The organism is Myxococcus faecalis, from assembly GCF_050039385.1.
In the GTDB taxonomy this organism is placed as follows: domain Bacteria; phylum Myxococcota; class Myxococcia; order Myxococcales; family Myxococcaceae; genus Myxococcus; species Myxococcus fulvus.
In genome coordinates, this window is sequence record NZ_CP144336.1 from 5,982,711 (window position 1) to 6,001,799 (window position 19,089).

General features: G+C 70.4%; 14 protein-coding genes. 8 read left to right on the forward strand and 6 right to left on the reverse strand.

Going from position 1 to position 19,089, the window contains the following annotated elements; translation table 11 throughout:
- The first annotated feature begins 33 nt into the window (after nt 1-33).
- Together VZQ01_RS24020 and VZQ01_RS24025 are read left to right on the forward strand one after the other, a co-directional pair.
- Nucleotides 34-2,148, forward strand: coding sequence for a monovalent cation:proton antiporter family protein (locus tag VZQ01_RS24020; RefSeq protein WP_223782801.1), 2,115 nt, complete (start codon nt 34-36; stop codon nt 2,146-2,148).
- Between the two features lie 218 nt (nt 2,149-2,366).
- Nucleotides 2,367-3,056 carry a hypothetical protein gene (locus VZQ01_RS24025; RefSeq protein WP_223749667.1) on the forward strand — a complete coding sequence of 230 codons (690 nt, stop codon included), beginning with the start codon at nt 2,367-2,369 and terminating at the stop codon, nt 3,054-3,056.
- Nucleotides 3,057-3,170: 114 nt separating this feature from the next.
- Here VZQ01_RS24025 and VZQ01_RS24030 read toward each other — a convergent pair whose 3' ends face one another.
- Nucleotides 3,171-3,890 (reverse strand): glycosyltransferase family 2 protein, encoded by a 720-nt coding sequence (locus VZQ01_RS24030; RefSeq protein WP_223749668.1) that lies wholly within the window; start codon nt 3,888-3,890, stop codon nt 3,171-3,173.
- A 200-nt stretch (nt 3,891-4,090) separates the two neighbouring features.
- Between VZQ01_RS24030 and VZQ01_RS24035 the strand changes: the two genes are divergently transcribed.
- Nucleotides 4,091-6,586: an ATP-binding response regulator gene (locus VZQ01_RS24035; protein WP_426744719.1), complete on the forward strand. Its 2,496-nt coding sequence runs from the start codon at nt 4,091-4,093 to the stop codon at nt 6,584-6,586.
- Here VZQ01_RS24035 and VZQ01_RS24040 read toward each other — a convergent pair.
- Nucleotides 6,564-8,006, reverse strand: coding sequence for a pyridoxal phosphate-dependent decarboxylase family protein (locus tag VZQ01_RS24040; protein ID WP_408888922.1), 1,443 nt, complete (start codon nt 8,004-8,006; stop codon nt 6,564-6,566). The genes VZQ01_RS24035 and VZQ01_RS24040 overlap by 23 nt on opposite strands.
- Nucleotides 8,007-8,135: 129 nt before the next feature.
- On the opposite strand from VZQ01_RS24040, the gene VZQ01_RS24045 reads away from it, so the two are divergent.
- Nucleotides 8,136-8,372, forward strand: coding sequence for a SelT/SelW/SelH family protein (locus tag VZQ01_RS24045; protein ID WP_255653472.1), 237 nt, complete (start codon nt 8,136-8,138; stop codon nt 8,370-8,372).
- A gap of 64 nt (nt 8,373-8,436) precedes the next feature.
- Here VZQ01_RS24045 and VZQ01_RS24050 read toward each other — a convergent pair whose 3' ends face one another.
- Both VZQ01_RS24050 and VZQ01_RS24055 read right to left on the reverse strand, forming a co-directional pair.
- Complete coding sequence (locus VZQ01_RS24050) at nt 8,437-10,107, reverse strand: DUF1501 domain-containing protein (RefSeq protein ID WP_223749671.1); 1,671 nt, start codon at nt 10,105-10,107, stop codon at nt 8,437-8,439.
- A 22-nt stretch (nt 10,108-10,129) separates the two neighbouring features.
- Nucleotides 10,130-12,526: a carbohydrate-binding domain-containing protein gene (locus tag VZQ01_RS24055; protein ID WP_426744721.1), complete on the reverse strand. Its 2,397-nt coding sequence runs from the start codon at nt 12,524-12,526 to the stop codon at nt 10,130-10,132.
- Nucleotides 12,527-12,734: 208 nt separating this feature from the next.
- On the opposite strand from VZQ01_RS24055, the gene VZQ01_RS24060 reads away from it, so the two are divergent.
- The 3 genes from VZQ01_RS24060 (at nt 12,735) to VZQ01_RS24070 (ending at nt 14,667) form a co-directional block, all read left to right on the forward strand.
- Complete coding sequence (locus VZQ01_RS24060; RefSeq protein ID WP_426744722.1) at nt 12,735-13,082, forward strand: hypothetical protein; 348 nt, start codon at nt 12,735-12,737, stop codon at nt 13,080-13,082.
- 54 nt (nt 13,083-13,136) lie between these two features.
- Nucleotides 13,137-13,961 carry a 2,3,4,5-tetrahydropyridine-2,6-dicarboxylate N-succinyltransferase gene (locus VZQ01_RS24065; protein ID WP_082165473.1) on the forward strand — a complete coding sequence of 275 codons (825 nt, stop codon included), beginning with the start codon at nt 13,137-13,139 and terminating at the stop codon, nt 13,959-13,961.
- 67 nt (nt 13,962-14,028) lie between these two features.
- The gene (locus tag VZQ01_RS24070) at nt 14,029-14,667 is read left to right on the forward strand and encodes a cupin domain-containing protein (protein WP_426744724.1); all 639 of its coding nucleotides are present in this window, start codon (nt 14,029-14,031) and stop codon (nt 14,665-14,667) included.
- 36 nt (nt 14,668-14,703) lie between these two features.
- On the opposite strand, the gene VZQ01_RS24075 is transcribed toward VZQ01_RS24070, so the two are convergent.
- Nucleotides 14,704-16,155, reverse strand: a complete 1,452-nt coding sequence (locus VZQ01_RS24075) for an ankyrin repeat domain-containing protein (RefSeq protein ID WP_408888927.1) — start codon at nt 16,153-16,155, stop codon at nt 14,704-14,706.
- Between the two features lie 193 nt (nt 16,156-16,348).
- Between VZQ01_RS24075 and dapE the strand changes: the two genes are divergently transcribed.
- Nucleotides 16,349-17,431 carry a succinyl-diaminopimelate desuccinylase gene (dapE, locus tag VZQ01_RS24080; RefSeq protein ID WP_046716586.1) on the forward strand — a complete coding sequence of 361 codons (1,083 nt, stop codon included), beginning with the start codon at nt 16,349-16,351 and terminating at the stop codon, nt 17,429-17,431.
- 56 nt (nt 17,432-17,487) lie between these two features.
- On the opposite strand, the gene VZQ01_RS24085 is transcribed toward dapE, so the two are convergent.
- Nucleotides 17,488-19,074: an IS1182 family transposase gene (locus tag VZQ01_RS24085; protein WP_408891322.1), complete on the reverse strand. Its 1,587-nt coding sequence runs from the start codon at nt 19,072-19,074 to the stop codon at nt 17,488-17,490.
- Between the last annotated feature and the right edge of the window lie 15 nt (nt 19,075-19,089).

A 19,089-nucleotide genomic window follows, 5' to 3' on the forward strand; every position in this document is an offset into this window, starting at 1 on the left:
TCCCGTCCGAGTCTTCCAGATTGAGGTGACCTGATGCACGGAGCCCACGAGGTCCTCCAGGCCATTGCCATTGTCCTGTGCGTCGCCGCGGTGACGACGGTGGTCTTCCAGAAGCTGCGCCAGCCCGTGGTGCTCGGCTACATCCTCGCGGGCCTCGTGGTGGGCCCCTACCTGCCGATTCCGCTGGTCGCCAACCAGGAGGTGGTGACGACGCTGTCGGAGCTGGGCGTCATCCTGCTGATGTTCTCGCTCGGGCTGGAGTTCAGCCTGCGCAAGCTGTTCTCGGTGGGGTTCACCGCCGGGCTCACGGCCGTCATCCAGTGCAGCATCATGGTGTGGCTGGGCTTCGTGGTGGGGCGCGCCTTCGGCTGGACGACGCTGGAGAGCATCTTCACCGGCGCCATCATCGCCGTGTCCAGCACCACCATCATCGCCAAGGTGTTCGACGAGCAGGGCATCCGCGGGAAGCTGCGGGAGCTGGTGGTGGGCGTGCTCATCGTCGAGGACCTCATCGCGGTGCTGCTGATGGCCACGCTGACGGCCATCTCCACGGGCGCGGGCCTGTCGGTGAAGGACCTGACGCTGACCACGGGCAAGCTGGTGGCGTTCCTGGTGGGCCTGGTGGCGGTGGGCCTGTTCATCATCCCCCGGGCCATGCGCGCGGTCATCAAGCTGAACCGGCCGGAGACGACGCTCGTGACGAGCGTGGGCATCTGCTTCGCGGTGGCGCTGCTGGCCCAGTCGTTCGGCTACTCGGTGGCGCTGGGCGCGTTCCTGGCGGGCTCGCTGGTGGCGGAGTCGGGTGAGGAGAAGCTGGTCGAGCACCTGGTGCAGCCGGTGCGCGATATGTTCGCGGCCATCTTCTTCGTGTCGGTGGGCATGCTCATCAGCCCCGCGCTCATCATGGAGCACTGGGCGGCCATCCTGGTGCTCACCGTGGTGGTCATCGTCGGCAAGCTGGTCAGCGTGGCGCTGGGCGCGTTCCTGACGGGCAACAGCACGCGCACCTCCGTGCAGGCGGGCCTGAGCCTGGCGCAGATTGGCGAGTTCTCCTTCATCATCGCCGCGCTGGGCCTGTCGCTGAAGGCCACCGGCTCGTTCATCTACCCGGTGGCGGTGGCCGTGTCGGCCATCACCACGCTCACCACGCCCCTGCTCATCAAGGCCTCGGGGCCGGTGGCGTCGTGGGTGGACCGCAAGCTGCCCAAGCCCCTGCAGACCTTCGTCACGCTGTACGGTACGTGGGTGGAGCGGCTGCGGCAGGCGCCGCGTCGGGAGACGTTGGGCGCGGGCGTGCGGCGCCTCATCCGGCTGTTGGTGCTGGACGCGGTGCTGCTGGTGGTCCTGGTCATCGGCACGGCGCTGATGGCGGACCGCATGGCCCACTTCGTCGAGGTCCAGACGGGCGTGGACGAGGACCTGTCGAAGAACCTCATCCTGGGCGGCGCGGTGCTGCTGGCGGTGCCGTTCATCCTGGGCGTCATCGGCATGGCGCGGCGGCTGGGCTCGATTCTGTCGGAGGCGGCGCTGCCGGCGCGCAAGGACGGCAAGCTGGACCTGGCCGCGGCGCCTCGGCGGGTGCTGCTCGTCACGCTGCAGGTGGGCATCGTCCTGCTGGTGGCCATCCCCGTGGTGGTGGTGACGCAGCCCTTCTTGAAGGGCGTGGCGGGCCCCCTGGTGTTGCTGGTGCTGGTGGGCGCGCTGGGCGTCGCCTTCTGGCGCGGGGCGACCAATCTGCACGGCCACGTGCGCGCCGGCGCGCAGGTGCTGGTGGCGGCGCTGGCGGCGCAGTCGCACTCGAAGGAGCCGGGCGCGGAGGAGCACGCGCTGGACCACGTGCAGGGGCTGTTGCCGGGCCTGGGCGCGCCGGCCTCCGTGCGGCTGGAGGAGTCCAGCCCCGGCGCGGGCAAGACGCTGGCCCAGGTGAACCTGCGCGGCCTCACGGGCGCGACGGTGCTGGCCATCCAGCGTGGCGAGCAGAGCCTGTCGGTGCCCACCGCGCAGGAGGTGCTGCGGGTGGGCGACGTGCTCGCGCTGACGGGGACGAGCGAGGCGGTGGACGCGGCGAAGGCGCTGCTCCTGGGCGCGCCGCCCTCGGTGCCGCCGCCCGAGCCCCCTCCCACGGAGGAGACGCGCGCCCACGGGTAGCCTGTCCGCCTGGGGGGCGGTGAGCCTCACCGCCCCCGTCGCGCGACGCGGCCCCCGCGCCCGTGCGAGCACGCTCCCTTGCCTCACAGTCCACGGAAGGGGCGATGTGTCTGGGCGTCCTGCTCTCCGAGCGACGGCCCGACACCCGCCGCCGTGCCCCTGTCCTTCGTGCGCCTCGTTTTCACATTGAGAGGTCCACAGTGGTGGGGAGCACGACCATGAAAGATTTCCGAAGAGGGTGGTTGATTGGCGCGCTGGTGCCGGCGATGGCGCTGGGCTGGGCCTGTGAGTCCCGGCAGTCCGCGGATTCACGCAACGAGCAGGGCACAGGGGGCTCGGGTCGCACGACGGAGATGACGGGGGGCTCGCAGGACGCCGTCCCGAGTGGCGCCACGCAGGACCACGGCGGTGCGGGCTCGAGCGACGACGGCATCGGGGGCAGCGGCAGCAGCTCCGATGTCCAGGGCTCGGGCGCCCAGCCGGGCAGCACCGGCTCCGGTGTCTACGGCACGGGCGCGGGGGGCAGCAGCACCGGCTCGGATGTCAGCGGCTCGGGCTCGAGCGGCACCGGCTCCGACCTCAACGGCACGGGGGCGGGTGGCAGCGGCACCGGCAGCCAGGGCACTACCGGCTCCGACCTCAACGGCACGGGCTCCGGCGGCAGCGGCGCGAGCGGGACGGACACCACGGATACGTCGGGCACGAGCAGCACGAACGACCCGGCCACCAGCGGCACCAGCCCGGGAGGCACCGGCGGCACGGGCGCGAGCGGCACCAGCACGGGCAACCCGAACACCACGGGCGGCACCGGCGGCTCGGGCGCGGGGCTCGACAACAGCGGCTCCGGCGGCACCACGGGCACCAACGCGGGCCCCTCGGGCACCAGCGACAGCGGCACCCGGCGCTAGTCGTGAAGGGGCGTGTGTCCGGGCGGACCTCGTGCACGCGAGGCCCGCGCCGGACGACCCGGGAGGTCACCGTGTCCCGCGAGGGGACGGGGTCTTCCCGGACGACGCGCGTGACTAGCGCTTCAGCGCGTACTTGCCGATGGCGTAGAGGGCGCGCACGCCGTCCTTCCAGCCAATCTTCTTGCCCTCCTCGTACGTGCGCCCGTGGTAGCTGATGGGCACCTCGTAGATGCGCCAGTTGCCGCGGGCCACCTTGGCGGTGATTTCGGGCTCGAAGCCGAAGCGGTCCTCCTCGACCTCGACGGAGCGCAGCACCTCGGCGCGGAAGGCCTTGTAGCAGGTCTCCATGTCGGTGAGGTTCAGCCCGCTCGTCATGTTGGAGAGCGTGGTCAGCAGGTTGTTGATCACCGTGTGCCAGAAGTACAGCACCCGGCGGGGCGTCCCCGTGAAGCGGCTGCCGAAGACGACGTCGGCCTCACCGTCCAGGATGGGCTGAATCACCCGGGGGATGTCGCGCGGGTCGTACTCCAGGTCCGCGTCCTGCACGAGGATGATGTCCCCGGTGGCCTCGGCGAAGCCCCTGCGCAGCGCGGCGCCCTTGCCCTGGTTCTGCTCCTGGAACAGCACCCGGATTTCGTTGCGGTTCTTCGGCGTGCCCCCCAGCAGGCCCACACCCTGCTCGGCCAGCTGCTGCAACAGCTCCCGGCTTCCGTCCCGGGAGCAATCGTCCACGAGGACAAGCTCCTTGGGGAAGTCGACCGCGATGCAGCGGCGCAGCAGCTCCGCCAGGGTGGGAATCTCGTTGTAGACGGGGATGACCAGGGAGACGAGCATGTCGCCCCGGGCTCTATCGCATTTCGACCCGGGGGGCGACTGTCCAGCACCCGGCGCGTGTACCCACGTCTCCTGCCCTTTCCCCTCGCCCCGGTGTGAGATGGGGGGTGGCAAGAGTCACCTGTTTTGCATGGAATACTTCCTCCGGGGGGAACAGCCGTGGGGGCCCTCCGCCATGCGTGACAGTGGAAGGGAACGCCATGAACGACCAGCTCGGACATGCGGTGCGCGGCGCGGTTTCCCTGGAGCGGTTCTCCCAGCTCACAGAGGGCCTGCGGGACTTCTTCTACGGTGCCTGGAACATGCCACACGGGCACTGCTACCTGTGGAAACAGGACCTGGTGGCGATGCACGTCCTGTCGGACGTCCTCATCGGCTCGGCGTACTTCTTCATCTCGCTGACGCTGTACGCGCTGGTGCGGCGGGCGCGGCTGCCCTTCGGCGGGATGATTCTGTCGTTCGGGGTCTTCATCGGCGCGTGTGGGCTGACGCACCTGATGGAGGTGTGGAACGTCTGGTACTCGGCCTACTACCTGGGGGGCGGCATCAAGGTGGTGACGGCGGTGGCCTCGGTGGCCACGGGCATGTACCTGGTGCCGCTGCGCGGGCGGGTGGTGGAGGTGACGGAGGCGGCGCGGCTGTCCGAGGAGCGCCGGGTGCAGTTGGAGAAGAGCTCGCGGGAGCTGGAGACGCTGTACGCGAAGCTGAAGGCCTCCGAGGCGCAGCGCACCGGCTTCTTCGCCAACGTCAGCCATGAGCTGCGCACGCCGCTGACGCTCATCCTGGGGCCGGTGGACCGGCTGCTCCAGCAGGGCACGCTGCCGGACGCGGCGCACCGGGACTTGGAGGTGGTGCGCCGCAACGCGCGGGTGCTGCTCCGGCACGTCAACGCGCTGCTCGACGTGGCCAAGCTGGACGCGGGGCAGATGCGGCTGTCGTACGAGGAGGTGGACCTGGCGCGGCTGGTGCGGCTGGCCGCGGAGAACTTCGAGGGGCTGGTGGCCGAGCGCAAGCTGGACTTCGCGCTGGACTTGCCCGCGATGCTGCCGGCGCAGGTGGACCCGGAGAAGGTGGAGCGCGTGGTGCTCAACCTCCTGTCCAACGCGGCCAAGTTCACGCCCGAGGGCGGGCACATCCGCGTGGCGGTGAGCGCGGAGGCGGGGCAGGGGCGGCTGGTGGTGGAGGACAGCGGGCGGGGCGTGCCCGCCGAGCAGCGCGAGAGCATCTTCGAGCGCTTCCGCCAGGGGGACGCGGCCACCACGCGCGACACCGGGGGCACGGGGCTGGGGCTGGCCATCGCCCGGGACTTCGTGGCGCTGCACGAGGGGCGCATCTGGGTGGAGGAGCGCCCGGGTGGCGGCGCGCGCTTCGTGGTGGAGCTGCCGCTGCTCGCGCCCACGGGGGTGAAGCTCGCGGCGCGCGCGGACGCCCCGGCGCACGAGGTGGATGTCGAGGCGGCGCGCGCGGAGCTGGACGTGCTGCGGCCGCCCGAGCGCGAGGTGGCGGTGGCCACGCGGGCGGATGACTCGAGCCGGCCGCGCGTGCTGGTGGTGGAGGACACCCAGGAGATGCGCCGCTACGTGGTGGACACGCTGGCGAAGGACTTCCAGGTGGCCACCGCCGAGGACGGCCTGGAGGGGCTGGCGAAGGCGGAGCGGATGCTGCCGGACGTCATCGTGAGCGACTTGATGATGCCGCGCATGGGCGGAGACCAGCTGGTGCGCGCGGTGCGCACGCGCCCGGGGCTGGAGTCCACGCCCATCCTGCTGCTCACCGCGCGCGCGGATGATGCGCTGAGGGTGGACCTGCTGCGCGGCGGCGCGCAGGACTACGTGGTGAAGCCCTTCGTGTCCGAGGAGCTGGTGGCGCGGGTGACGAACCTGGCCGTGATGAAGCGCACGCGCGAGGTGCTCCAGGGGCTGCTCGCCGCGCGCTCGGTGGACCTGGAGGCGATGGCGCGCGAATTGGGCATGCGCAAGCGGCAGCTGGAGGTGGCGCTGGAGACCACCGAGCGCGCCAGCGCGTCGCGCAGCACGCTGCTGCAACTGGTGTCACACGAGCTGCGCACGCCGCTGTCGGTGTTGCAGCTCACCCAGCACGCGCTGCAGCGGGAGCTGGGAGGGCTGCCGCCCCGGGCGCTGGACATGTTCGACCGGATGCACCGCTCCACGCTGCGGCTGCGCGACATGGTGGAGATGGTGCTCCAGTACAACCAGCTGGAGGAGGGCAGGCTGGTGGTGCGGCGCGAGACGGTGGACCTGGGCGCGGTGGTGGACGAGGTGGTGGAGGAGGCGCGGCTGGAGGCGCGGCGCAAGGGGCTGGCGCTGGAGTGGGACCGGCCCCGGGGGCAGGCAGTGGCGCGCACGGATCCGCGCATCGTGCAGATGGTGCTGCTCAACCTGGTGTCCAACGCGGTGAAGTACACCGAGCAGGGCGGGGTGTCGGTGGCGGTGGAGGCGCGGCCCCAGGGCTGGCGCCTGCGGGTGCGCGACACCGGGCCTGGCATCCCCCGCGCCGAGCAGGCCCACATCTTCGAGCCCTTCTCACACCTGGAGCCCCTGGACCACAAGTCCAAGCCGGGCGTGGGGCTGGGGCTGACACTGGTGCGGGAGATGGTGTCGGTGCTGGGCGGCGTCGTCTCGGTGGCGTCCGAGCCCGGCGTCGGCAGCGAGTTCACCGTCGAGCTGCCGTCCTGAGCGCCTCCATCAGCGCGTCCAGGTCCGCGTCGGTGGTGAGCGGGTTGATGACGGTGACGCGCAGGAACACGCCCTGGGGCAGCTTCGTCTGCACCAGATAGAAGTCTCCGCGCGTCACCAGCCGCTCGCGCAGGCGCGCCTGCAGCGCGTCCCACGCCTCGGGCGGCACGTGTCCGGGGGTGTGGCGGAAGCAGAGGATGTTGCAGTCGGGCGGGACGGGGACCTGGAAGTCGCCGGCCTGGGAGAGCCGCTCGGCGAAGCGGCGGGTGAGGGCGTAGGACTCCGTCACCGCGTCGGCGAACAGGCGGGTGCCCAGCACGCTCAGGCAGGCGTACAGCTTGAGCGCCATCATCTCCTTGGTGCACTCCATCGTGCGCAGGGCCACGTCGCTCCACGGGCGCTCGGTGTCGCCGAAGAGGTAGCTGGCCTCCTGGGCGAAGGACTCGAAGGAGCGCGCGCCGTCGCGGAAGAGCACCGCCGTCACCAGCGCGGGCATGAGCAGGCCCTTGTGCGCGTCCCAGACGACGGAGTCCGCGCGGGCGATTCCGCGCACTTGATGTCGATGGGCGGCGCTGAGCGCGGCGGAGGCGCCGTGCGCCGCGTCCACGTGGAACCACAGGCCGTGGTGCTCGCAGAAGTCCGCCACGGGCTCCAGCGGGTCGAACGCGCCGGTGGCGGTGGAGCCCGCGCTGGCGACGACGGCGATGACCTTGCGGCCCTGCCGCGTGGCGGACTCCAGCGCGGGGCCGAGCGCGTCGGGGTGCAGGCGGAAGCGCTCGTCCACGGCGACGGGGATGGCGCCGCCCTGGCCCCAGCCCATGACGCGGAGGGCGCGCGACAGGCTGTAGTGGGCGGTGGCGGGCACCAGCACCGCGAGCGGCGGGCCCGCGTGGGCGCCCTCGTTCCAGGCGTCGTAGCCGGCCTTCGCCTGGCGGGCGGCGAGCAGGGCGGTGAGGTTGCCCAGGGAGCCGCCGGAGGTGAGCACGCCGTCCGCGGACTCCGGCAGGCCCAGGCGCGCGGCCATCCAGCGCAGCACGTTGCGCTCCATGGCGGTGGAGACGGGGCCCATCTCGTACACGGCCATGCCGTTGTTGAGCAGCGAGGAGACGGCGTCGCACAGCGCGGCCAGCGGCACGGGGGCCGTCACCTGGTGGCCCACGTAGCGCGGGTGGTGCAGGTGGTTGGAGCCGGAGAGCACGCGCGCCACCAGCTCCGCGAAGTCGCCCGTGGGCTCCTCGGGGAAGGCGGCGGGGAAGCGGTCCACACTCACCGCGGGCGCGGCCCAGGGCAGTACCGGCAGGCCCTCTCCGCGCTCGGCCTGGGCCAGGTAGTCCGCCAGCGTGTCCACCAGCCGCTGGCCCTCGCGGCGGAAGGACTCGACGTCATAGGCGGCGGCGATGCGCTCACGAAAGTCCGTCATGGCGGAGAAGAACCTAGCGCCGCGGACGGCGCGCGTCCTGTCCCCGGCGCCAGGCGTGGGCTGGCTCGCGGGCCGCGAACGCATTATCTCTTCGGGGACGGGGTCGAGCCCCGCGCGAGGAGACACGCCATGGCCGACAAGAAGGTCACGATTACGTACTGCAACTCCTGAGGCTACAAGCCCAGGGCCGCCCGTGCGGCGGCCGCGTTGAAGGACGAGCTGGATGTGGAGGCGGAGCTGAAGCCCGGGCCGTCGGGCAGCTACGAGGTCGCCGTCGACGGCAAGGTGGTCATCCGGAAGGCGTCGCTGGCCTTCCCCACGGACCAGGAGGTGGTGGACGCGGTGGCGCGCGTCCTCGACGCCTGAAGTCGCCTGAGCCTTGGGGGCCGCCTCCGGAGGGACGGTGGCGGCCCCGCATCATGCGGGCGCTTCAGCGCTTGATGAACGTCATGGGCGGGCGGTCGTTCTTGCCCTTGCCCGCGGCCTTGAGCGCCGCCGGGTCCAACCCGGACAGGTGGAGCGCCGTGGCGTACACGTGGCCGGCGTCGGACACGAAGCTGGTGGCGTTCTTGGTCCGCCCCGGCACCAGCAGGCCCGTGTCCGGGTCGTACGCCGGGTCCAGCGTGCCGTTGGGCATCATCGGGATGCCGTCCAGGGACGCGCTGCCCACGCGGCCATACTGCGTGTTGCCGCGCACGGTGCCACCCAGGAAGGCCACGCTGTTGACGCGCCAGTGCTGGCAGCAGTCCTGGAGCATGATCTCCTCGTACTTCTGCGCGTCCGTCACGCCCGCCTTGGCGAGGATGCCCTCCACGTCGCCCTGAATCGTGCGGCCCATCTCCGAGGCGAGGACGATGGTGGTGAAGTCGTAGTAGCTCTTGCCCGTGGTGCCGTAGGGCGTGGACTTGAGCTTCGCCACCAGCGTCCTGAGCGGGTTCCAGAGGTTCTTGCGCATCATGTCGCGCTGCTCCGTCTGGCCCTTGTTGTTCATGATGGAGCGGCGGTCGCGGTGCGTGTCGAACTGGCGCAGGCCGCGGTTCTCGATGAAGAAGCCGATGGACAGCCCCTTCGTCATCATCTCGTACGTCATCAACGCCTGCACGTTGGTGTTGGGCGTCTCCTTGGTGCGCGCGGGGTTGCCGTTGATGGACGACGAGTCCGTGGCCTCGTCCGCCGCGGTGATGCCGAACTCGGCGCGCAGCGTGGTGTGGGTGAACAGCGTGCGAGGGTCCAGGTTGATGCTGCCGCCGGCCGTCAGCGCCCGGTGAATCTGGAGCGCGGAGTTGAAGGCGCGCACCGACTCGCTGTTCTTCTCCGCCAGGAAGCTCGCCTGCAGGTTGTCGGTGAACTGGCGGATGCGCGCGTCGCGCTGGCCCTGCGCCACGTTGCCCAGCGACGCGAGCCGCTCGCGCATCGCCGCGGGCGTCTTGCCGTAGAGCGTGTGCGCGTGCACCGGGCCCAGCTTCTCGTAGTAGCCGGTGCCCTCGGGATAGGACGGGATGGACAGCTCACCGTCGGACAGCCACCGGTGCCACGAGACGTGGGGCAAGAGGAAGCCCGTGCCGTACGCCTCGCAGAACGCCTGCATCACCGTGCGCTCGTCCGCGCCCCGCTTGCCCGACAGCGACGCGCTGTACTTGCCGTAGTGGTACTCCCACCGTCCGCCCGAGTGGAAGGTGTTGCCGTTGTGGCTGGACACCACCGCCAGGTCGGGGAACAGGTCCAGGCCGTCCTGCGCCAGGTAGCCGTACTGGATGTTGCCCTGCGTCTTCGGCGGGTCCGACGGCGTGGCGCCGTAGCCCTTGGGCCGGTAGCGGTGGTTCGTCCACGACGGGGTGGGGCGCAGTTCGCCCGCGGGGATGACGCGGATGGAGTCATTGGGCGTGTGGACGGGGTTGAACATCGAGTACCCGTCCCAGCCTCCCTCCTGGAACCAGTAGATGAGGAAGCGGGGGTTGTCGGCCTCGGCGGCGGCGGCCTCGGCGAAGCCCAGCTCCTTCTTCGTCCCGGGCACTCCGAAGGCGCGGAAGAAGCGGAGCCAGTCCAGGGTGCTGATGGCGGCGCCCGCGGCGGCGCCCGCGAGGAATCGGCGGCGGTTCATGGCGGCGGTCCTTTGGGCGGCGCTACTGGCGCAGGTATTCGGGAGAGGTGGCGAGGGTCTTGAGCACGGCCTTGAGGTTGCCGTCGTGCTCGTGGCTGACGTCCCACAGGCGCTTGTAGATGGCGCGCTCGTCCTGCTCGTGGCGCATCTCGCGGCCGAACAGCAGGGCGAACTGGGCGTTGAGCGTGCGGCGCACGAAGGCCTCCTTCTTCACCGCCTGCGTGGCGAAGGCCTCCATGCCCTGGCCCTTGAAGGCATAGGTGGCGGCGAGGTTCCTGTCCGTGTCGTCCAGCGTGACGCCCTGCTCGTCCTGGGTGCGGTAGTTGCCCTCGTCGTCCCAGCGCAGGCGCTGGTGCGCCAGCGGGGTGAGCGTCTGGTGGCAGGAGTAGCAGATGCTGCTGGGGTCCACGGTGGAGGACGCGGTGGCCGCGCCGCGCATGTCGAAGACCTCGGCGGGGACCTCGTACAGGGTGCCCATGAAGTCCGTCATCACGCGCGCCGCGTAGTTGTAGTGCGGCAGGCCCGGCTTGTTCTTGATGAAGCCCTTCATCGTGAGCACGCCCGTCTTGCCGTGCTGCGGGGGGCGCGTCACCTGCTGGAAGCTTCCGTCCACCGAGTAGTCGCCGGTGAGCAGCTCCCCGAACGGCCGCTCCTGCTCGACCAGGAAGGTCCACAGCCGCGCGGGCTCGTCCGTGTCGGGCGTGCCCTCGCTCTCGGTGCGCACGCGCATGCGCTTGAAGTAGTTCGCCCGGAAGTCCGCCGAGGCCAGGTATCCGTCCACCATCGCCTCCCACGACTTCTGCCCGTCCTCCAGCGCGGTGAAGTCCTGCGCGGACGGCGGCCTGCCCAGCAGGTCCATGGCCAGCTTCACCAAGAGCAGCCGCTCGCGCTCCTTGCCCGTGAAGCGCTCGTACGAGGGCGGCAGCGTGAAGAGGAAGTCGGGCGCGCGCATCAGGCCCTCGCACAGGCCGCTCCAGGCCTTGGTGGCGTTGGCCTCGATGCCCAGCAGGTCCGTCACCAGCGCGTAGCCGTTGGCGCGCTCCTCGGGGGAGGAGGCCCGGTACAGCATCCGCCGGTAGAGCGTGTCCACCTTGGCCTTCGCCGCGTCCGCGCGCTGGGTGCCGGTGGCGGCCTCCGTGGGGCCGTACACCACGAGCGCGTCCACGTGCAGGTTGCGGTCGCAGACACCCGTCTCGCCGTAGTCGTTGGTGAAGCCCACCGTGAGGAGGTGGTCCCCGCCGGCGACGGCCTGCGTGTGCACGAAGTCCGCGTAGGCCGTGTTGTTGGCGACGCTCCACTCCTTCACCAGCACGCCGTCCACCTTGAGCTGCATGTTCGGCAGGTCCGGGCCGCACAGGTCCCCCTTGGCCTTCACCGTGAAGCGGTAGGTGGCGGACGCGGGGAAGACGTAGGGCTGCAGCGTGGTGAGGGTGCCGGTGGTGTAGAGGTTCCAGCCCGTGCTGCCGGACTTGCCGCCGGTGCTCGCGAGAATCTGCGTGCCCGCGGGGAGGGTGGTGCCCTCGCGCGCGGCGGCCTCCATCTCGTATGTCTTGGTGGTGGGCGCGGGGATGTCCGTCAGCGGCTGTGCCAGGTCCAGGCCCGTGAAGGGGCCCGTCTTGTGGGTGGCGGCCGTGAGGCACACGTCGCGCGACAGGTCATCCAGGCCCAGGAAGAAGTCGGCGGTGGCGACGCGCGCCTCGACGAAGTGGTCCTTGTAGTCCACGCCCCCGAGCAGGCCCACGTTCTGCGCGAAGCGGTCCACCCCGCCGCGCACCCAGTCGTCGTCGAAGACGGCCTTCACCTTGCCCTTGAGCTGCTCGAAGCCCAGGAAGGGATTGTCATACGTGGCGACGGAGGGGCCCCGGTAGGGCTCCAGGAGCGCCGGGGGGAACTCCTCGTCCGGACGCGACGAGGGCTGGCGCGTCTCCACCGCCTTGAGCTGACAGGTGAGCGCGGCCACCGCGGCGATTTCGCGCGCGTTCCACGCCGGCTCGCCGCGCGGCATGCGCGCGCTCTCGTCCGTCGTGACGAGGCGCGACAGCATGGAGCCCGACGCGGGCGTGAGGTAGCCGGCGGCGCGGATGGCGTAGAAGTTCTCCACGCCGTTGAGGCCCACCTTGAAGAGCCGGCCGCTCGTCGTCGCGTGGCAGGAGATGCAGCCGGACACCTCGCGCACCAGGGCCGGGTGCACCTCGCGCTCGAAGTCGGAGGCGATGCTCGCGAGCGTCACGCCCGCCGGCACCCGGTCCAGGTCACAGTCGAGCGTGCCGTCCTGCTGCACCGGCGGGGGCTGGGGGTTGGGGTTGCCGGGGCCCGGCAGACCTTGCATGTCGAGCGCCGCCTCGCCGAGGCATCCGGCGACGAACGACGCGAGCACTGCCACGGCGAGGCTCCACGGGCGCGAGGGGGTAGCGCTCATGTGCCCTCCAGGGGGGTGAGGGGTGACCCGATGCTGGCACGACCAGGGGACGATTGACCAGTTGTGGACACTGCTCAACGCGACAAAACAGAGAGTTGTCGGAATCCTTGGGGTTCAAGTTGCTGAGAGCAGGCGAGGAAGCGGACGCGCGAGGGGTGCTCCTCTGTGGGCAAGAGGAGGTGCACCTTGGGGGCAGGAGGTGGAACGCATGGCCTGGCCCGAGACGGCGTCGCCCTATGAGCGGCGCTCCATCACCCGAGGGATGCGCGTGCGCGACGAGGGCGGCGCGCTGCTGGGATACGTGGCGCTGTTGAGCGACACGCACCTCTACGTGCGTCGCTGGCCCTTCAGTCGGACCTGGGGCGAGGTGCCCATGGCCCGGGTGAGACATGTTTCACGGGGCGCTGTGGAGCTGGAGGGACGCGGGCACACGGAGGTGGCGCCCCGGACGTTGCATGGGGAGATCACCACGCAGACGCTCCCGCTGGCGGAGCCCGGCGGGCTGATTGAACCGGACGCGGGCCAGACGACGGAGCCGGACGCGTCCCACCCCTGAGGGCGGGCAGGTTGGTGCGGCGCGGCGCGCCGAAGTGTGCTTCAAGGTGGCGCCATGTTGCCCATCGAAGAACTGTCCCAGAAGGTCTCGGCCGCGTTCGCGGACCGGACGAAGCTCAAGGATGCGGACTTCGTGTCCGCCGTGCGCGAGACGGTGGCGCGCCTGGACGCGGGCGAGCTGCGCGTGGCGGAGAAGGGCCCGGACGGCTGGAAGGTCCACGCCTGGGTCAAGGAGGCCATCCTCCTGTTCTTCGCCGTGTCGGAGATGAAGGTGATGGAGGTGGGGCCCTTCGAGTTCCACGACAAGGTCCCCCTGAAGAAGAACCTGGACAAGGCGGGCGTGCGGGTCGTCCCGCCGGGCACGGTGCGCTACGGGGCCTTCGTGGAGCGGGGCGCGGTGGTGATGCCCGGCTACGTGAACATCGGCGCGCGCGTGGGCGCGGGCACCATGGTGGACACGTGGGCCACGGTGGGCAGCTGCGCGCAGGTGGGCAGCGACGTGCACCTGTCGGGTGGCGTGGGGCTGGGCGGGGTGCTCGAGCCGCCCACGGCGTCTCCCGTCATCATCGAGGACCGCGCCTTCCTGGGCAGCCGCTGCATCGTGGTGGAGGGCGTGGTGGTGGAGGAGGAGGCGGTGCTGGGCGCCAACGTGGTGCTCACCGCGTCCACGCAAATCATCGACGTCACCGGCCCCGAGGAGCGCGTCTACAAGGGCCGCGTCCCCGCGCGCAGCGTGGTGATTCCGGGCATGCGCGAGAAGCAGTTCCCCGCAGGCAAGTACATGGTGCCGTGCGCGCTCATCATCGGCCAGCGGACACAGTCCACGGACAAGAAGACGAGCCTCAACTCGGCCCTCCGCGACTTCGCGGTGGCGGTGTAGCCCCCAGGGAAATCCACCAGGGCGGCGGCTTCCGTAGTGCCCGTGTGATGGGACGGGATGGGACGCGATGACGGAGCACCTCGACGACATCCTGGCCGAGTGGGCACTGGGGACGCTGGACTCCTCTTCTCGGGAGGCCCTGGAGCGACACCTGGCGGCGTGCGAGCGCTGCCGGGTCGAGGCCGACCGCCTGGCCTCGGTGCGCGGGGGCCTGCTGGCGCTGGAGTCGCCGGTGGAGCCGCCGGCCGGGGTGCTGACCGCGTTGATGGCGCGGATGGAGGGGCCTGGCCGGCTGGAGCGCTTCACGCAGGAACTGGCGGCCTTCTTCGATGTGACGCGGGAGCGGGCGAGCGCGCTGCTCGAGTCGCTGGAGGATGCGTCGCTGTGGATGCCGGGGCCGGTGGAGGGCTCGGAGTTGTTCCCGGTGGAGACGGGCCCCGCGCGCGAGGGGATGATGGCCGCGGTGCTGCGGCTCAACCCGGGCGTGCGCTATCCGCGTCACACGCACCTGGGGCGCGAGTGGAACCTGGTGCTGGAGGGCGGGCTGCGCGAGGACGGCGGACACGAGGTGTGGCCTGGTGAGACGCTCGACAAGCTGGAGGGCAGCGCGCATGGCTTCACCGCGTTGCAGGGCCCCGCGTGTCTTTGCGCGTCGCTGCTGGAGGGCGCGACGGAGTTCGAGGAAGCGCTCGCACCGGCCGGCTGAGCGTGGAGCTCGACTTCATCCGGACGCTCTGAGGGGCTACTCGCGGAAGACGGGCAGGCCCTTGCTGATGCGGTGGAAGAGCTCGCCCTTGTCGAGGCGGGCCGGCTCGCCGTCCTCCTCTTCGTCCGTCTCCTCGGCGGTCTCGAAGACCTCGTCGACGAAGAGGGCCTTCAGCTCCTCCGCCACGCCGTCGCCGTAGCCCTGCGCGTAGGTGTCGATGTCGAAGTGGTGCTGCGCCTCGGTGCGGGCATCGAAGGCGTGGTCATCCTCGATGACGACGCGGGCCCGGATGGTGTTCGCCGAGAGCAGGTGGTCGTTGTAGTAGCCGAGCACCACGTCGCGCGCCTCGATGTCCTGGGCGACGCTGAACTCGCCGCTCGAGTAGAGCCCGTGGCACGTCAGCTTGCCCAGGATGTTCACCAGCGAGTCGTTGCCCGAGTCCCACACCACGCCGTGCACGATGACGTCCCCCGTCACCGCGAACGGCCGGCCGATGTCCAGGTCGCCGTCCACCTCCAGGTCGCCGTGGTGGAAGAAGGCGCTCCGGATGCTCAGCGACTCCCGGATGTGGACCTTCCTGGGCGGCGTGGTGAGCGTGTCCCGCAGCGTCTCCAGCTTGCCGAGGGCCTCGGCGGGGTCTCCATGGCCGTGCAGTCCCGTGATGGCCTCCTGCGCGGAGGCGATGGCGTGCTTGAAGGAGAGCTTCTGCTTCTTCTCCGTCAGGGCCCCGCGGAACGCCGCCTCGTCGATGGGGTAGGGGGCGAAGACGTCATCGCTCAGGGGAATGGCGACGCTGGCCTTGCCGCCCGCGGCCTCCAGTACCTGGATGACGGCGTTGAACCCGGCCGTCCGCTTGTTGTGCGCGACCCAGACCTCCTCCTTGGTGCGCAGCGCGATGCCCAGCGCCGTGCGGCCCTGGCCGTCGATGGCGTTCACATCGGCGCCGCGCTCCAGCATCAACTGGATGACGTCGGGGTCTCCGGAGACCACGGCGCTGTGGAGCGGCGTCCCGCCCCGCTCGTTGCGCGCGTCGAGGCGAGCCCCCGCGTCGAGCACCTCCTTGAGAAGCCTGGCGGTCGTCCAGCGGAACGCCGCGCCGTTCCCGTCCACCACGTCCGAGGGCACCTTCCCACCAGCGGCCTTCAAGAGGGCGATGAGCTCCAGCGCCAGCGCCTCGTTCTCCGGGGTCTTCTCCGAGGGGAAGGCGCGGGTCAGCGGCGTCTGCTGGTGGTTGTCCCGCGCATTCACATCCGCGCCCGCCTCGATGAGCGCGCGCACCACCGCGACGTCCGGGAGCGGATCCCCCTTCTGGTACTGCCCCTGGACGGCGTGGTGCAGGGCGCTCTGGCCATTGACGTCCCGAGCGTTCACGTCCGCGCCCTCGGCGAGCAGCTTCCTCACCGCGTCCACGGTGAGCTCCGCCTTCCATCGGCGCTTGTCGCCACAGAGGGAGAGCAGGGCCTGGGTCGCTTCGCTGTTCGACGACATTTCATCCTCGGAGGATTCGGGGCGGCGGCAGCTTCGGTGAACGTGCGATCAGTGTCACGCCCCGCCTTCGAGTGAGACGACGGAATCACCGGGCGTCAATCCGGAGGCTCTGGAGTCCTGGGGAGACCGGTTCGTTGTCGGAGAGCGGGGAGGCCAGCGAAGGGGGAGGGGGTGGGGTTATGGTGGTGTCCGCATGTCCTCTCAAGACCTCGCCACGAGGCTCGCCCGCACGACGCTCGAGCTGTGCCGCATCTCCAGTCCCATCACGCAGGAAGGCCCCATCGCGGACTTCGTCGAGCGCTGGGCGCTCCAGCACTTCCCACCCGGGGAGGTCTTCCGCGTGGGGCACACGTTGTTGCTCGGTCGTCTGGAGGACCCTCGCCCCACGGTGGCGCTCATCGGTCACCTGGACACGGTGCCCGCGCACCCGAGCGACCAGGGGCGTGAGCCTCGCATCGAGGGAGAGCGCGTCTTCGGCCTGGGCGCCTCGGACATGAAGGGCGGGCTCGCGGTGATGATGGCGCTGGCGGAGGACCTCCGTCGCGACACGCTGCCGGTCAACCTGGCCTTCCTCTTCTACGAGCGTGAGGAGGGCGCGTATGCGGAGAGCGGCCTCATCCCGTTGTTCGCGGCGCGCCCGGACCTGGCGAAGGTGAAGTTCGGCATCGCGATGGAGCCCACGGACAGCGAGGTGCAGGTGGGCTGCGTCGGCTCCATGCAGGTGACGGTGCGCTTCGGCGGACGCAGCGCGCACTCGGCGCGGCCGTGGCAGGGTGAGAACGCCATCCACAAGGCGGGCCCGTTCCTCACGGAACTCCTGGCGCGTCAGCGGGTGGAGGTGGATGTGCAGGGCTTCCGCTTCTACGAGGTCATCAACGCCACGCTGGCCAAGGGCGGCCGCGCGCGCAACGTCATCCCCGAGTCGTTCGAGCTGAACCTCAACTACCGCTTCGCGCCGGGAAAGAGCATCGAGCAGGCGAAGGCGGACGTGCACGCGCTCGTCGCGGGACGCGCGGAGGTCATCATCACGGATGCCTCGCCCAGCGGCCCCGTGGTGGCGGGCAATCCGCTGTTCCAGAAGCTGCTCGCCATCACCGGGCTGCCCGCCGCGTCGAAGCAGGCGTGGACGGACGTAGCCCGGTTCGGTGAGTGGGGCGTGGACGCCATCAACTACGGGCCCGGCGAGACGGCGCAGGCGCACCAGGCCAACGAGAGCGCGCCCATTGCTCCGCTCGCGGTGGCATACGAGAAGCTGGCGGCGTTCCTGAAGGGCTGAAGGGACGGGCTTCGGCAAGGGACGCGTGGACGGACTAGAGCGCCGAACAGGTTAGGTCACGCCGCGCGCTGGTAGCGAGCGGCGACCTCAAGGTTTTGGACGGCCGCGAGTCGCCTGAGGTCAAAGAGGTTGCGGCGCGTGCCTCGATAACGGGCCTTCGGGCCCTGGCGGTTGGCGAGATGTGCCAGGCGATGCTCGACACCGACACGCTCGCGGAGTTGTGCACGGCCTGCGCGCGACTGCAGACGTGAGCGAAGGCGCTTCTGGAGCCGCTCGTCGTCGCCCATCGTGACGCTGCGCCCCTTGCCGGACGCCGCCTGGGTACAACTCGGGCGCAGCTTGCACGGTCCGCAGGCTTCCGGGTCGAAGTGCACGACGGCGCCGGGCTCGAAGGGCTCCACCTCGCCAGCAGGACACGTAATGGTGCCGTCGCGGATGTTCACTTTGAAGTCGCGCTTGCCGAAGAGTCCGGGCTTCGCGCTGGCTCCACGCCACGGCCGGCAGACGACGTCGCCGCCGCTGGCCAGCACGTCTTCGGTCATGGGGCTGTTGAGGTACGCCCTGTCGATGAGCAGGACGTCGGGGAAGAGCTCCTGGTGGGCCATGTCTTCCTGCAGGGCCCCCGTCGCCTCCTCTTCGGGTCGGTTGGCCGGCGTCACGGCGCAGGCCACCACGAGCTCCGTGTCGAGGTCGGTGCCGACGTGCTGCTTGTAGCCATTGAAGCGCTTGCTCTTGCTCTTGCGCCCGTGGCGCATGTCCGGGTCCTCGATTGAGATGCGACGGTCGGCCGCCACGCCCTGCCGAATCTGCACTCCGCCCTCGGGACGCGGCTCAAGGTCCTGCGCCTTCACCTGCGCGAGCGCTTCGATGTAGCGCGTCAGTGGAGCCGCGACGCACGACTTCGACTGCTTCGCCACCCAGGCCATGAGACGGTCGAGCTGTCGGCACAGGCGATTGAGTGCGTCGAGCTTCGCGTCGGGCGCGCTCCAATCGATGTCGAGGCCGGCCTTGATGCTGCTGGCCATCAGCAACGGCGCATTCGCCTGCTGACACACCTCCTCGACGTCGGTGCCGAGCGCGAGCGCCATGCCCTCGGCCACCTTGCGGCCTGCGTGGCCGAGCAGGTTGATGGTGTCCTCAACCCGCCCGGCCCCTTCCAGAGGGCGGCTGTCCACCCCCACTCGCAGCGTCTTCGGCGTCTTCTTCGGGTCGAAGCCCTTCGTCCGCTTCGCCACCTCAACGGTGCGCTCCAGCAGCCGGCGGTCCATCTCGGTCGCGATGAGTCGCTCCCTGAATTGCTGCAGCCCGCCCTGGGAGAAGGCGGGCTCGTCCTCGTCCGCGCCGAGTCGGTCCAACACCATCCGCCACCGGCTGTCAGTGCCCGACAGGCACACGGCTTCGGCGTCCGATGCCTGCGTGTAGGCCTGCACCAACAGCGCCATGCACATCATCGCGGGCGGCTGCGGCTCTTGTCCCTGGCCCGTCTGTCGGTACATCGCTTCGAGCTCGTCCTGAAAGGCCTCGTCGAACAACTCGTGCCGATGCTCGCGCAGGAAGACGAAAAGCTTCCTGCTCTTCCCCGCCAGCTTCAGCAGGCGCTGCTCCCGTGCGCTCTGCTCCACAGCCGGCTTCCAGCGTTCCATGCGCCACCTCCGAAG